This is a genomic window from Paracoccus ferrooxidans, assembly GCF_029909815.1.
In the GTDB taxonomy this organism is placed as follows: Bacteria; Pseudomonadota; Alphaproteobacteria; order Rhodobacterales; family Rhodobacteraceae; genus Paracoccus; species Paracoccus versutus.
Genome location: NZ_CP038202.1, coordinates 1,243,113 through 1,256,790 on the forward strand (window position 1 = coordinate 1,243,113; position 13,678 = coordinate 1,256,790).

At 69.2% G+C, this 13,678-nt stretch carries 9 protein-coding genes; 1 reads left to right on the forward strand and 8 read right to left on the reverse strand.

Annotated elements, in window-relative coordinates:
- Positions 1-42 precede the first annotated feature (42 nt).
- The 6 genes from E3U26_RS23060 to capB form a co-directional block, all read right to left on the reverse strand.
- Positions 43-1,017 carry a type 2 periplasmic-binding domain-containing protein gene (locus tag E3U26_RS23060; protein ID WP_499106781.1) on the reverse strand — a complete coding sequence of 325 codons (975 nt, stop codon included), beginning with the start codon at positions 1,015-1,017 and terminating at the stop codon, positions 43-45.
- 191 nt (positions 1,018-1,208) lie between these two features.
- Positions 1,209-2,555 (reverse strand): sigma-54-dependent transcriptional regulator, encoded by a 1,347-nt coding sequence (locus tag E3U26_RS23065; RefSeq protein WP_036753328.1) that lies wholly within the window; start codon positions 2,553-2,555, stop codon positions 1,209-1,211.
- On the reverse strand, positions 2,552-4,381 hold the full coding sequence (locus tag E3U26_RS23070) for a sensor histidine kinase (RefSeq protein ID WP_499106783.1): 1,830 nt from the start codon (positions 4,379-4,381) through the stop codon (positions 2,552-2,554). Before E3U26_RS23070 ends, E3U26_RS23065 begins: the two co-directional genes overlap by 4 nt.
- Before the next feature lie 118 nt (positions 4,382-4,499).
- A complete protein-coding gene (locus E3U26_RS23075) occupies positions 4,500-5,822 on the reverse strand; it encodes a purine-cytosine permease family protein (RefSeq protein ID WP_449045825.1) in 1,323 nt (440 codons plus the stop codon).
- An 89-nt stretch (positions 5,823-5,911) separates the two neighbouring features.
- Entirely contained in the window at positions 5,912-8,035 is a 2,124-nt protein-coding gene (gene capA / locus E3U26_RS23080; RefSeq protein ID WP_499106786.1) for a caprolactamase subunit alpha, read from the reverse strand.
- Between the two features lie 94 nt (positions 8,036-8,129).
- Positions 8,130-9,878: a caprolactamase subunit beta gene (gene capB, locus E3U26_RS23085; RefSeq protein ID WP_036753335.1), complete on the reverse strand. Its 1,749-nt coding sequence runs from the start codon at positions 9,876-9,878 to the stop codon at positions 8,130-8,132.
- Positions 9,879-10,184: 306 nt separating this feature from the next.
- Here capB and E3U26_RS23090 point away from each other — a divergent pair, with 306 nt between their 5' ends.
- Complete coding sequence (locus tag E3U26_RS23090) at positions 10,185-11,141, forward strand: AraC-like ligand-binding domain-containing protein (protein ID WP_116220680.1); 957 nt, start codon at positions 10,185-10,187, stop codon at positions 11,139-11,141.
- A gap of 185 nt (positions 11,142-11,326) precedes the next feature.
- Here E3U26_RS23090 and E3U26_RS23095 read toward each other — a convergent pair whose 3' ends face one another.
- On the reverse strand, positions 11,327-12,472 hold the full coding sequence (locus E3U26_RS23095; protein WP_499106788.1) for a CaiB/BaiF CoA transferase family protein: 1,146 nt from the start codon (positions 12,470-12,472) through the stop codon (positions 11,327-11,329).
- Positions 12,472-13,671, reverse strand: a complete 1,200-nt coding sequence (locus tag E3U26_RS23100; RefSeq protein ID WP_499106789.1) for an acyl-CoA dehydrogenase — start codon at positions 13,669-13,671, stop codon at positions 12,472-12,474. Before E3U26_RS23100 ends, E3U26_RS23095 begins: the two co-directional genes overlap by 1 nt.
- Between the last annotated feature and the right edge of the window lie 7 nt (positions 13,672-13,678).

Sequence of the window (13,678 nt, forward strand, 5' to 3'; positions counted from 1 at the left end):
GAGTGACGGGCCCCGCCGCAAGGGACGGGGCCGCTTTCCGTTTCAGTCGGCATAGACGCCGGCGGCCTCGATCACCGGCTTCCAGCGGGCGATCTCGGATTCCAGCTTGGCCTTGAGCGCGGCCGGCGTGGCGTTTTCCGCCGGCTCGGGCGCGGTGCCCAGGTCGGCCATCGCCTTGGCGACGCCCTCGTCGGCCAGCGCGACCTGCAGGGCCTGCGACAGCCGCTCGGTCACTTCGGCCGGCGTGCCCTTGGGGGCATAGATGCCGTGCCAGATGCCGAATTCCATCGTCTCGACCCCGCCTTCCTTGGCGGTGGGCAGGTCGGGGAACAGCTCCAGCCGCTCGGGCGAGGTCACGGCATAGGCCTTGATCGTGCCGCCCTTGATCTGCTGGGTGGTGTTGGTGGTCTGGTCGCACATGATGTCGGTCTGCCCGCCCAGCAGGTCGGTCATCGCCGGACCGGTGCCCTTGTAGGGCACCGTCACCAAGGGCGCCTCCAGCGCCTGCATCAGCAGCATGCCGCACAGGTGGCTGGCCGCGCCGATGCCGGCATTGGCCAGCGTCAGCTGGTCGGCATTGGCCTTGACGTAGTCCTTGAAGGCGGTGAAATCGGCCGGCTCGAAATCCTTGCGCGCCGTCACCACCATCGGCACCTCGGTCACCAGCCCGACATATTCGAAGGCGTTCAGCGTGTCATAGGCCAGGTTGCGGTAAAGCGTGGCCGAGGTCGCCATGCCGATATGGTGCAAAAGCACCGTATAGCCGTCCGGATCGGCCTTGGCGACATTGGCCGCGCCCAGGGTGCCGCCGGCGCCGCCGATATTCTCGACGATGATCTGCTGGCCCAGGTCGGCCGACATGCGCTCGGCCACCATGCGCGCGACCGTATCGGTCGGACCGCCAGCCGAGAACGGCACGACCATGGTGATCTGGCGGTGCGGCCAGTCCTGCGCAAAGGCCGGCGCGGCCAGCAATGTCGCGGCGCAAAGCGCGCCCAGAAGCTTCGGATAAGCCATGTTCCCTCCCCAAGGATATTCCGGCCGGCGCCTTGCCCGGCGCGGCCACCGGGTGAAGCCTGCGGCGGGCCGGACCGCGGCACAAATCAAAAACGCAGCCCATGCGGCGCATATTGCCGCAATGCGCCGGAAATGGGTGGAAAGGGGAACATCGCCCGGCAGGAATGGGTGGATTTCCACCCATTTTTCGCTCAGCCCGTCTCGTCCTCGGGCGCATCCAGGATCAGCCGGCGGTCTAGCCCGTATTTCTGCATCTTCTCGTAGAGCGTCTTGCGCGAGATCCCCAGCGTCTCGTAGACCGGGCGCAGCTTGCCGTCATGGGCGGCGATGGCGCCGGCGATCAGGCTGCGCTCGAAGGCGGCCACGCGGTCGGCCAGGCGCGCGCCCTGCACCGGGCCAAGCTCAACCCCTTCCAGCCCCAGCACGAAACGCTCGGCCAGGTTGCGCAATTCGCGCACGTTGCCCGGCCATTCCCGCGCGGCCAGGCCGGACAGGAAGGCGGCGGGGGCCTGGCGCTCGGGCAGGTTGTGGCGGGCGGCGGCCTCGCGCAGGAGCTGCAGGAACAGCAGCGGAATGTCCTCGCGCCGGGCGGAAAGCGGCGGGACGTGCAGCACGGCGACATTCAGCCGCCAGAACAGATCCTCGCGAAAGCGGCCCTGCGCGACCAGCCCCTCCAGATCGGCCTTGCTGACGGCGATGAAGCGCACGTCCAGCGCCACCGGGTCGTTCGAGCCGAGCCGGGTGATCGTGCGTTCCTGCAGCACCCGCAGCAGCTTGGCCTGCAATTCCAGCGGCATCGAGCCGATCTCGTCCAGCAGCACCGTGCCGCCGCGCGCATGTTCGAACTTGCCATAGCGCGGGCGCAGCGCGCCGGGAAAGGCGCCGGCCTCGTGGCCGAACAGCTCGGATTCGATCAGCGCCTCGGGCAGGGCGGCGCAGTTGATGGCGATGAAGGGCCGCCCGGCGCGGGCCGAGATGTCGTGCAGCGTGCGCGCCACCACCTCCTTGCCGGCGCCGGTCGGGCCGATCACCAGCGCATCGGCGTCCGAGGCGCCGATGGCGCGCAGCCGATAGCGCAGGTCGACCATGACCTGGGTGCGGCCGGGCAGCCGCGCCTCGACATCGTCGCGCTTGCCGGCGACGGCGCGCAGGCGGCGGTTTTCCAGCACCAGCCCGCGATGGTCGATGGCGCGGCGGATCACCGTGGCCAGTTCCTGCACCACGAAGGGCTTTTCGATGAAGTCATAGGCGCCGCCGCGGATCGCCTCGACCGCCAGCGGCACCTCGGCATGGCCGGTGACCAGGATCACCGGGATCTCGGGATCGACCTCGTGCAGCCGGCCCAGCAGGGTCATGCCGTCCATGCCCGGCATGCGGATGTCGCTGACCACCGCGCCGGCAAAGCCCGGCCCGGCCAGCGCCAGCGCCTCCTCGCCCGAGGCCAGCGGCTCGACGGCGAAACCCGCCAGTTCCAGCGCCTGGGCGGTCGAGCTGCGCATCTGCTCGTCATCCTCGACCAGAAGCACGCGCCGGGTCATGCGGCGGCCTCGGCAGCCGCGGCGGCGGGCAGGGTCACGCAGAACTCGGCGCCGGGGTCCATGTTGCGGCAGGCGATCTCGCCGCCGAAATCGCGCACGATATTGGCGGTGATCGACAGGCCCAGGCCCAGCCCCGCCCCCATGCCCTTGGTGGTGAAGAACGGGTCGAAGATGCGCGCGGCGATGGCCGCGGGCACACCGGGGCCGCGGTCGCGCACCCGGATGGCGATACGGCCCGCCTCGGCCCGCGCCGACAGCGTGATGCGGCGGTCCGCCCCGCCCTCGACCGCATCGGCGGCATTGGTGATCAGGTTCACCAGCACCTGCTGCAGGCGCGTCGGCCCCGCCCGCAGCGGCGGCAGGTCGGGCGGCACGTCCAGCTCCAGCACCGCGCCGCTGCTGGCCAGCCGGGCGGCGACGATGGTGCGGGTCTCGTCCAGCAGCCCGGCCAGCGCCACCGCGCCCAGCCGGTCGTCGGGCTTTCGCGCGGCATGGCGCAGGTGCTTGCCGATGGCGGCCATGCGGTCCACCAGCGCCAGGATCTGGGCGATGTTTTCGCGCGCGCGGGCCAGGTCGCCGCGCTCGATCAGGATGGCGGCGCTGTCGGCATAGTTGCGCGCCGCCGCCAGCGGCTGGTTGATCTCGTGCGAGAGCGAGGCCGACATCTGCCCCAGCGCCGCCAGCTTGCCGACCTGCACCAGGCTGGCCTGGGCGGCGCGCAGCTCGGCCTCGGTGGCGCGGCGCTCGGCGATCTCCTGCTCCAGCTGGCTGTTGACCCGCGCCAGGTCGGCGGTGCGCTCGACCACGCGGCGCTCCAGCTCGGCGGTGGCGGCCAGGCGGTCGGCGATCCGCGCCCGGCGCTGGCGCCACATCATCAGCCCGATGCCGGCGACGGCGATCAGCAGCGCCAGGCTCAGCACCGCCAGCCGCGCCTCGGCCCTCAAGTCGGCGCTGTCCAGCAGCACATGCACGGTCCAGCCCGCCCCCGGCATGTCCTCGGAGGCGGCGATATAGTCGTGGCTGCGCGCCTCCTCGCCGCCAAGCGCGGGCGGCAGGCGGAACACCGGCGCGCCATGCAGCGCCAGCCGCTGCATCGGCAATTCGGCCAGCGGCGTGCCGGCATAGCGGCGCGAGGATTCGGTGCGCGCCAGCCGCTCGGGCGTCAGCGGCCGGATGCTGTGGTAAAGCCAGCTCGGCTCCGAGGACAGGAAGGCCGTGCCCTCGGGGTCGGTCACCAGCACGCGATACTGGTTGCCGCGCCAGGAGGCCTCGATCCGGTCGACGCCGATCTTGACCGCGACGACGGCGCTGATCCGGCCGGCATCGTCCTCGACCGGGGCCGAGAAGAAATAGCCCCGCACCCCCGAGGTGGTGCCGATGCCGTAGAACCGCCCCTGCCCGCCCGCCATGGCGTCGATGACATAGGGCCGGTAGCTGAAGTTCTGCCCGACGAAGCTGGCCGGGCCCAGGTAGCCGGAATGGGCGATGGTCTCGCCATCGGGCAGGATCAGGTAGATGTCCGAGGCCTGCACCGCCTCGTTCTGCTCGGCCAGCCAGCGGTTCGTCTGCCGGCGCAGCGCGGCATTGCCGGGATCGGCGGCAAGCTGGCGGATCAGGTCCAGGTCGGCGACCAGTTGCGGCACCACCTCGTAGCGCGCCAGGTCGGCGTTGAGCGCGTTCACCGTCAGCCGCAGCGCGGTGGTGGCGCGGGCGTGGCCTTCGCGGAAGTAATGCTGATGCGCCAGCTGCGCCCCCAGCCACAGGACCGCCGCCACGCAGGCCAGGCACAGCGCCAGCGGCCAGCAGCCCGCAACCGGCTTGCGCAAGGCCGGCCCTATCCGCATCTGGACCCGTGCATCCAAGGCATGGCTCCGCCCCCTTCCTTCCTCCGCGGCGGAATCTGACAGCAAGGCCGGCTGCGCGCAACCGGCCTTGCGCCAGGGGTCAGGACAGCGCCCGGCGCGGCGCCGCCCGGCCCGCCAGCGCCGCATAGCCTGCCGCCGCGACCAGGAAGGTCGCCGGCGCCGAAAGCGAGGCCGCCGTGCCGCCGGCGAAATGCAGCGCCAACCCCGCGCCCGAGGCCAGAAGCCAGGCCCCCAGCCCCGCCGGGTTGACCGCGCGCGCCTGCGCCAGATCGGCGTCGCCGGCGCCGCGATCCGTCGCGATATGGACCAGCGCGATGCCGACCCAGGCCACGACGAAGATGCCCTGATAGGCCAGCGCCTGCAGGATATAGGCAAAGACATCGGCCAGCATCAGCGCATAGGTAACGGCGCCGACCACGCAGGCCCAGACCCATTTCGGCAGGTGCAGGCGAAAGACGGTCTGGGCAAAGCTCTCCATGTTCACCGCGGCGAGGTAATAGTTCGCGGTATTGATCCGGGTCTGCGAGATCCAGACGAAGGCGAGGCCCCCCACGCCCATCAGCTGCACCAGCGCGAAGACGACCGAGACCTCGGAAACCCCGCCCTCGGTCGGCAGGCTGGCGGCCAGGAAGATGCCGACCAGCCCGTTGAGCAGGAAGGCCACGGCATAGAAGGGCGCGCCGAAGTTGATGGTGGCGTGGAAACGCGCGTCCTCGGACCGGCCGAAGCGGGCATAGTCATAGGTGAACATCATCAGGATCCAGACGCCCATATAGGCGACGAAGCAATCCCACCAGCCGCCGGCGGGCGCGCCGCCCTGTGGCCCAAGGTTCAGCCAGGCGTCCGAATAGCCGTATTCCGCCACCGCCAGCGCCACCGCCGCGACCAGCCCCAGCAGGTAGAAGGGCAGAAGCACGCCGTTGAACTTGTCCAGCCAGTTCTGGATCGAGCCAAAGATCAGCGCCACCGAATAGACCGCCACCACCAGCGCCGCCAGCGGATAGGAGATGCCGGCATATTCGCGCAGGGCGACGGCGATCACCGAGCCCTCGAACACCGCGTAATAGATCGCGGTGGCAAAGAAGATCAGCGTCGCCACCGCCGCCCCGCTGCGGCCCAGCAGGATGCGCGAGAACAGCGATACGCTGAGCCCGGTGCGGATCGCGTGCCGCACCAGCACCGCGTTCACCGCCGCATAGGCGATGACCGACAGCACCAGCCCGATGATGGCGTTGCGCGCCCCATAGGCCAGCGCCAGCGAGGCGGCGATGACGAGATAGAACATGGCCGAGCAGACCGACCACCAGGCCATGGTCAGGGGCAGCCGGCCCATGCGCTGGTCGCGCGGCACCGGCCGGTCCGAAAATTCCAGTTCTTCCGAATTGTCCAAAGATCCAGCCATGGCTGAAGCTCCCTGCATGATTTTTGTGATTGGATGGGGATGGGCGGGGCCTTGCGCGGCCCCGCCCGGCCTTGGGCCCGGCCTTGGGGTCAGGCCTCGGCCAGCGCCCTGGCCTGCTTGTGCGCCTGCGCCGCGCCGCTGGTCGCGGTCACGACATAGACGCCGTTGCCGTCCAGTTCCGCGACCCAGCCCGGCTCGATGACGATGGTGGTCGTCACCTCCTGGATGACCGCCGGGCCGGTGACGACATCGCCCGCGCCCAGCTTGGCGCCGTCATAGACCGGGGTTTCGTGCTTGCGGCCCGAGGCGTCGAAGATCATCTCGCGCGTGCCCGACAGCGCCGCATGGGCGCCTGCACCCTGCGCGATGCACATCCGCGCCGGACGCTCGACCGCGCCCGAGACGGCGCTTTCCACGTTCACCACCTCGACCGGGCTGTGCGGCTCGGCATAGGTGTAAAGCTCCTCGTGGCGGGCGTGGAAGGCGGCCTTGAGCCGGTCCAGGGCCGCCTCGTCGATCGGGAAGGGATCGACGCTGACCGTGCATTCATGCACCTGCCCGACATAGCGCATGTCGAGGCTGCGGCGGATACCGATCCGGTCGGGGGCGAAATCGTCGGCCATCAGCTCGGCCCGGCCCCTGTCTTCCAGCCGGGCGAAGGTCTGGTCCAGGCGCTTGGCCGCCTCGGCCCCTTCCAGCCGCGCGGCGATGGGGGCCATGTAGTTGTATTTCACGTCCGAGATGATCTGGCCGAAGGCGCAAAGCCCCGAGGCGAGCTTGGAGACCAGCACCTTGCCGATTCCCATCTCGCGGGCGAGCGCGGTGATATGCGCGCCGGTCGCGCCGCCCGCGCAATTCAGCACGAAGTCGCGCGGGTCGTAGCCACGCTCGACCGAGACGCGGCGGATCGCGTTCACCATGTTGTTGTTGACGATGGTGAACATGCCGTAGGCGGCCGTCTCGACGCTGATGCCCAGGGGCTCGGCCAGGTGCTTGCGGATCGCCTCGCGTGCCTTTTCGACGCCGAGCGGCAGGCGGCCGCCGACCAGCCCCTGCGGGTTCAGGTAGCCCAGCACCAGGTTGGCGTCGGTCGTGGTCGGCATCTCGCCGCCCTTGCCGTAGCAGGCCGGGCCGGGCTCGGACCCCGCAGATTGCGGCCCCATCTGCATCAGCCCCATCGAGTCGATCCAGCCGATCGAGCCGCCGCCCGCGCCCAGGGTCTCGACCTGGATCATCGGGATGCCGATGCGATAGCGCAGGAAGTCGATGTTCTTCGAGACATTGGCCTGGCCGTCGCGGGTCAGGGTGATGTCGAAGCTGGTGCCGCCCATGTCGACGGTGATGATGTCCTTCAGGCCGTAGGGCTCGCCCAGGTAAAGCGCCGCCCGCGGCGCCGAGGCCGGGCCCGAGTTGATCGCATAGACCGAACGGTCCGAGACCACCGAGCCCAGCGCCAGCCCGCCGTTCGACTGGAAATAGCGCACCGGCTGGCGCGCGCCGAGGCTTTGGAAATAGCCGTCCACCGCCTGCACGTAGCGCGACAGGATCGGCGCCAGATAGGCGTTCACCACCGCGGTCGAGGTGCGGGTGTATTCGCGCAGCTGCGGATAGAGCTGGCTACCGACGGTCAGCGGCACGCCCGGCATCATCTCGCGCACGATCTGCGCGGCGCGCAATTCGTGATCGGGATGCAGCACGGACCAGACGAAGCTGATCGCGACCGACTGCACGCCTTCGCGCAGGAAATGCCGGCAGGCCTCGCGCAGCTCGTCTTCGTCCAGCGGGGTGTGGACGGCGCCGGTCGAGATCACCCGCTCGCTGATCCCGCGCCGCAGGTAGCGCGGCACCAGCATGGTTGCGGGCGGATAGTCCGGGTCGTAGCGATAGCCGTCCTCCTTGTGGCCGAGGCGGATCTCGATGCTGTCCTCGTGGCCTTTGGTGGCGATCAGGCCGGTCTTGGAGCCGGTATGGGTGATGAGCGCATTGAGCCCGACCGTGGTGCCGTTGATGCAGAGATCGGCGTTCGAGACCAGTTCGCGCGGGGCGATCCCCGTCTCTTCCTCGATCACGGCGAGGCCGTTGCGGATGGCCTGCGTCGGGTCTTGCGGGGTGGAGAGCGCCTTGAAGATGCGCAGCTCTCCCTTGCGGTCGGCGAGGATGAAATCGGTGAAGGTGCCGCCGGCGTCGATGCCGAGGCGATATTGGTGTTTCATGGCGGGTTCCATCTGTGGCTGCGGTCCGCGGGTCCGGAGCCGGGGGCTTCGCGCCCCCGGACCCCCGCGGGGTATTTGGAAAACGGAGAAAGCCTTACGCGGCGCGCAGGCGCGCGGTGGCGGCGTGATCGACGGCGAGGGTCGCGGCATCGGCGATGACGACGCCGTAGTCGAGCCGCGCCCCCTCCAGGCTGACGAGGCCGTTCCTGACATCCTCGACCACCTTCTCGACCGGGCGCTGGTAGGGGTTGCCGTAGCCGCCGCCGCCGGGGTTGCGGTTCGCGGCGCGTTCGCCCGGCTGGATGGTCTCGATGACGTTTTCGGTGATGACCTGCGTCTGGCCATTGCGGGTCACTTCCAGCCGGCCGACCTTGGGCGGGATCAGCGTCGATTTCGCCCCGGCCGCGCCCATGGCCGGGATGCGGCGGCCCTCGCCGAAGGTGACGAGCGTCATCGGGCTGTCCAGCGGCTCGACCTCCCAGCAGGTGCCCGAGCCGCCGCGGAACTGGCCGGCGCCGCCCGAATCCTGCATCAGGGAATAGCGGTGGATGATGATCGGATAGCTGTGCTCCAGCATCTCGATGTCGCCCGAGGTCAGCGCGCCGAAGCAGCATTCCGGCCCGCAGGCGTGCCAGCCGTCCTGGCTGGCCGTGGCCCCCGCCCCCGAGATGATCGAGGCCAGCACCATGGTCACGTATTCCTCGTCATGGCGCTTGTCCCAGCCGGCGATGTTGCAGCCGTTGGCGTGGCCCCAGCTGGCCGAGACCTTGGCGGGTGCGGCCTGTTCGAAGGCCAGCCGCACCGCATCGGTCAGCGTCTCCATCGGCGTCGTGGTGCAGTTCATGTGCGGCGCCGGGGATTTCGCGTTGCAGAGCGTGCCCCTGGGCCCCATGTCGGTGGTCACGCAGCGATAGAGCCCCTCGTTATAGGGCGGCGGCAGCTGCGCGAACATCATCAGCCCCAGGTAGACGCCGGAATGGCTGTTGCCTTCGTAGCTGTTGATGAAATAGGGCACCTGCGGCGGCGAGCTGATGGCGATGTGGCAGCCGTCGCCCTGGATCGTCACCGTGGCGGTGATGTCCATGTCGCCGAAGCCGTGGCCCGCATCCTCGAGCACCGCCGTGCCGGTATAGGTGCCGTCGGGCACCTGGGCGATGAGCTTTCTCATATGCGCCTCGGCCATGTCCAGAAGCTCGGCGATGCAGTCCTGCACCACCTGCTTGCCGTATTTGTCCATCAGCCGGACCAGGTTGCGGGCGCCGACCTGGCAGGCGCCGATCAGGGCGTTGAAGTCGCCCTCCTGGTCGCGGCGGGCGCGCATGTTGGTCAGGATCAGGTTCATCACGTCATGGCGCGGCCTGCCGCGGTCCCAGAGCTTGACCGGCGGGATGCGCAACCCCTCGGCATAGATCTCGGTCGCGTTGGGGTTGTAGCCGGCGGGCACCGGGCCGCCGATATCGGTCAGGTGGCCCTTGCAGACGGTCCAGAACACCAGCTCGCCCTGGTAGAAGACCGGGTAATACATGCAGGTGTCGATGATATGGCTGCCGCCATGGGCCGGGTCGTTGTGCAGGATCAGGTCGCCCTCGTGGATGTCGCCCTGGAAGAACTGCGCCACCGATTTCATCGCCGGGATCAGGCTGCCCAAGTGGATGGGGATGTCCTGGCCTTGCAGGATCATCTCGGGCGTGTGGTTGAAGAGCGCGGTCGAATAGTCATGCGCGAGGTTGAAGACCGAGCTGCGGGCGGTCTGTTCCAGCGTCAGCGTCATCTCGCGCTGCGTGGTCTCCAGCACGCCGCGCACCACCGAAAGCGTGATGGGGTCGGGTTTGGGTCTGGTCATGGCTTTTCCCTGTCTGGGGCCGCATGGGCGCACACGGGCAGGGCAGCCGGGAATCGGCTGGTCACGGTCTTCTCCCTGCGGCGTGCCGCCTGGCGCGGCATCTTTTCGGTCGGACCATGGTGCGGCCTGGGCGGCGGCCGGTCTTGGCGCTGGGTGCGGATAAACTTGTCGCCGGGTGCAGTCCTGCCGATCCAAGCGGCAGGATCGGCCGCCGCGGCGCAGCCTCCTGCCCGCCGCGCCAGTTTTCTTTTGCCCGATTGCTCGCGGCGCGCTACGAATCGCCCAAGCGATGCGGGGAGGCGCATCATGACCCTGGAAAGCTACGGCACGGCCGCCATCGCCCCGCCCGAGCGCGCGGCGCATTGGTCGGCGATCATCGCGGATACCTATTTCCCGCTGCACCTGAGCTATCGCGACCCCGCCACCTTCCAGGGCCGGCTGGAGCGGCGCGGCATGGGGCGGGTGTCGCTGTCGCGGCTGCGCACCGAGCCGGCGCGCTATGAACGGGTGCCCGGCCTGATCCGGCAGGGCGAGGCCGAGGAATACCTGGTCACCATCCCCAGCCTTGCCCCGGTGCTGTTTCGCCAGCTGGGCCGCGACATCACCTGCGCCCCCGGCGGCTTCATCGTCGAGCGCGGCGACGAGCCCTATCGCTTCGCCTATCAGGCGCGCAACGACCTGTTGGTGATGAAGATCGCCCGCGGCGCGCTGGCCGAAAGGCTGCGCCAGCCCGACCGGCTGTGCGCCACGGTCTTCGACGGGCGCGAGGGGCTGGGCGGGCTGTTCGCCGAGACGGTGCGCCGCGCCCATGCCATGCCGGCGGACCCCGCCGCCTCGGAGGTGCTGGGCCGGCAGCTGGTCGAGCTGCTGGCGCTGGCCCTGGACCGGCAGGCGGAGACCGATGCCGGCGCCGCCACGGTGATCCGCGCCGCGCATCTGAAGCGCGCGCAGGACACGATCCTGCGCAACCTGACCGATCCGGCCCTGTCGCCCCAGACAGTGGCGGCGGCCTGCGGCATCTCGAAACGCTATCTGCACGACCTGTTCGGCGATACCGAGACGACGGTCGCACAATTCATCCGCGAGGCGCGGCTGAAGGCGGCGCGGGACATGTTGCAGATGCCGGGCGACCTGTCGCTGGCCGCCATCGCCTATCGCTTCGGCTTCAGCGACCAGGCGCAATTCTCGCGGCTGTTCCGGGCCATGTTCGGCCAGACCCCCAGCAGCTATCGCGCCGCCTGCCGCGCCGGGCGGCAGGGCTAGCCGTTCGGTTTCTGCATCTGGCGGATCGGATCACCGATGAATCGGTGTGGTCCTTGCCGAAGCATTCCCATGGCATGAGGCCGTTCAGCGTCTTGCCCCTGCGGGCAAGGCTGCAGGCTGCGACGAACCGCTCCATTCATTGGCGGGAATCGCCCCATCAGATCATCGGAACAAACACCCAGGGCTCACCCTTGGAACCGCCATTCGCCCTCGCCAAGCGCCGGGGCGGCGCGATCCGTCACCAGCGGGCTGCGTGAGAAGCGCAGCGGGCTGCGCAGCCCGGCGATGCCCTCGGGGGCGATGCGCAGGCCGCGGGCCTGCACCTGCGGTTCGGCCAGGGCCTCGGCCACGTCGTTGACCGGGCCGGCGGGCACCCCCGCCCCCTCCAGCGCGGCGATCAGCGCGCTCCGGGTGAAGCGGCGCGTGGCATCGGCCAAGAGCGGCACCAGTTGCACGCGGTTCGCCACCCGTGCCGGGTTGGTCGCGTAGTCGGGCGCCACGGCCAGGTCGGGCAGGTCCAGCACCCGGCAAAGCGCGGCGAATTGCCGGTCGTTGCCGCAGGCGACGATCAGGTGCCCGTCCGAGGCGGGGAAAAGCTGATAGGGCACGATATTCGGGTGCGCATTGCCCAGCCGGTGCGGCACCGTGCCGCCCAGCAGGTAATTCGTCGCCTGATTGGCCAGCACGGCGACGCCGCAATCCAGCAGCGACAGGTCCAGATGCTGGCCCAGGCCCGAGCGCGCCCGCTCGGCCAGTGCCGCCTGCACGGCGATCACCCCGTAAAGCCCGGTGAAGATGTCGATCCAGGCCACGCCGACCTTCTGCGGCTCGCCCTGCGGATCGCCGGTCAGGTCCATGATGCCCGACATGCCCTGGATCAGGAAATCATAGCCCGGCTGCGCCGCGCGCGGCCCGTCCTGCCCGAAGCCGGTGATCGAGGCATAGACCAGCCGCGGATTGCGCGCCGAAAGCGTCGCGTAGTCCAGCCCGAACTTGCGCAGGCCCCCTAGCTTGAAATTCTCGATCACCACGTCGGCCTGGTCGATCAGCGCCCGCAGCCGCTCCAGGTCGGCGGGATCGTTGAAGTCGCAGGTGACGGAGCGCTTGCCGCGGTTGGCGGCGTGGAAATAGGCCGCGACCCGTTCGGTCGTCCCGTCCGCGCGCGGCCGCTCGATGAAGGGCGGACCCCAGCGGCGGGTGTCGTCGCCCTCGGGCGCCTCGACCTTGATGACCTCGGCGCCCAGATCGGCCAGCGTCTGGCCGATCCACGGGCCGGCCAGGATGCGCGCCAGCTCGACGACGCGCAGCCCCTTCAGCGCCGGCTGATCCATCACGCAAACGCCTGGATGCCGGTCTGCGCCCGGCCCAGGATCAGCGCATGAACGTCATGCGTGCCCTCATAGGTGTTCACCGTTTCCAGATTCTGCGCGTGCCGCATGACGTGATAGCCGATCTGGATGCCGTTGCCGCCATGCATGTCGCGGGCCTGGCGCGCGATCTCCAGCGCCTTGCCGCAATTGTTGCGCTTGACGATGGAAATCATCTCGGGCGCGAACTTGCCCTCGTCGAAAAGCCGCCCGACCCGCAGGCTGGCTTGCAGGCCCAAGGCGATCTCGGTCTGCATGTCGGCCAGCTTTTTCTGGTAAAGCTGCGTCGCGGCCAGCGGGCGGTTGAACTGGTGGCGATCCAGCCCGTATGCCCGTGCGCGGAACCAGCAATCCTCGGCCGCGCCCATGGCGCCCCAGGAAATGCCGTAGCGCGCGCGGTTCAGGCAGCCGAAGGGACCGCCCATGCCCTCGATATTCGGCAGCAGCGCGTCCTCGCCGACCTCGACATTCTCCATCACGATCTCGCCGGTGATCGAGGCGCGCAGCGACAGCTTGCCCTCGATCTTCGGCGCCGAAAGCCCCTTCATGCCCTTGTCCAGCACGAAGCCGCGCACCTTGCCGCCATGCGCCTCGGACTTGGCCCAGACCACGAAGACATCGGCGATGGGCGCGTTCGAGATCCACATCTTGGACCCGTTCAGCACATAGCCGCCCCCGGTCTTGCGGGCCACGGTGCGCATGCCGGCGGGGTCCGAGCCCGCGTCCGGCTCGGTCAGGCCAAAGCAGCCGATGAACTCGCCCGAGGCCAGTTTCGGCAGGTATTTCTGCTTCTGCTCTTCGCTGCCATAGGCCTCGATCGGGAACATCACCAGCGAGCTTTGCACCGAGGCCATCGAACGATAGCCCGAATCGATGCGCTCGATCTCGCGCGCGACCAGCCCATAGGCGACATAAGAGGCACCGACGCCGCCATAGGCTTCGTCCACGGCGACGCCCAGCAGGCCCGAGGCACCCATTTCGCGGAATATCTCGGGATCGGTCTCTTCGTTCAGATAGGCGGCCTCGACGCGCGGTGCCAGCCGGTCGGCGGCGAAGGCCGCGGCACTGTCGCGGATCATCCGCTCTTCCTCGGTCAGTTGGTCGTCGAGCAGGAACGGGTCGGACCACAAGAAAGGGCCGCCCTTGTGCGATTTCGTCGTCACGGTGATG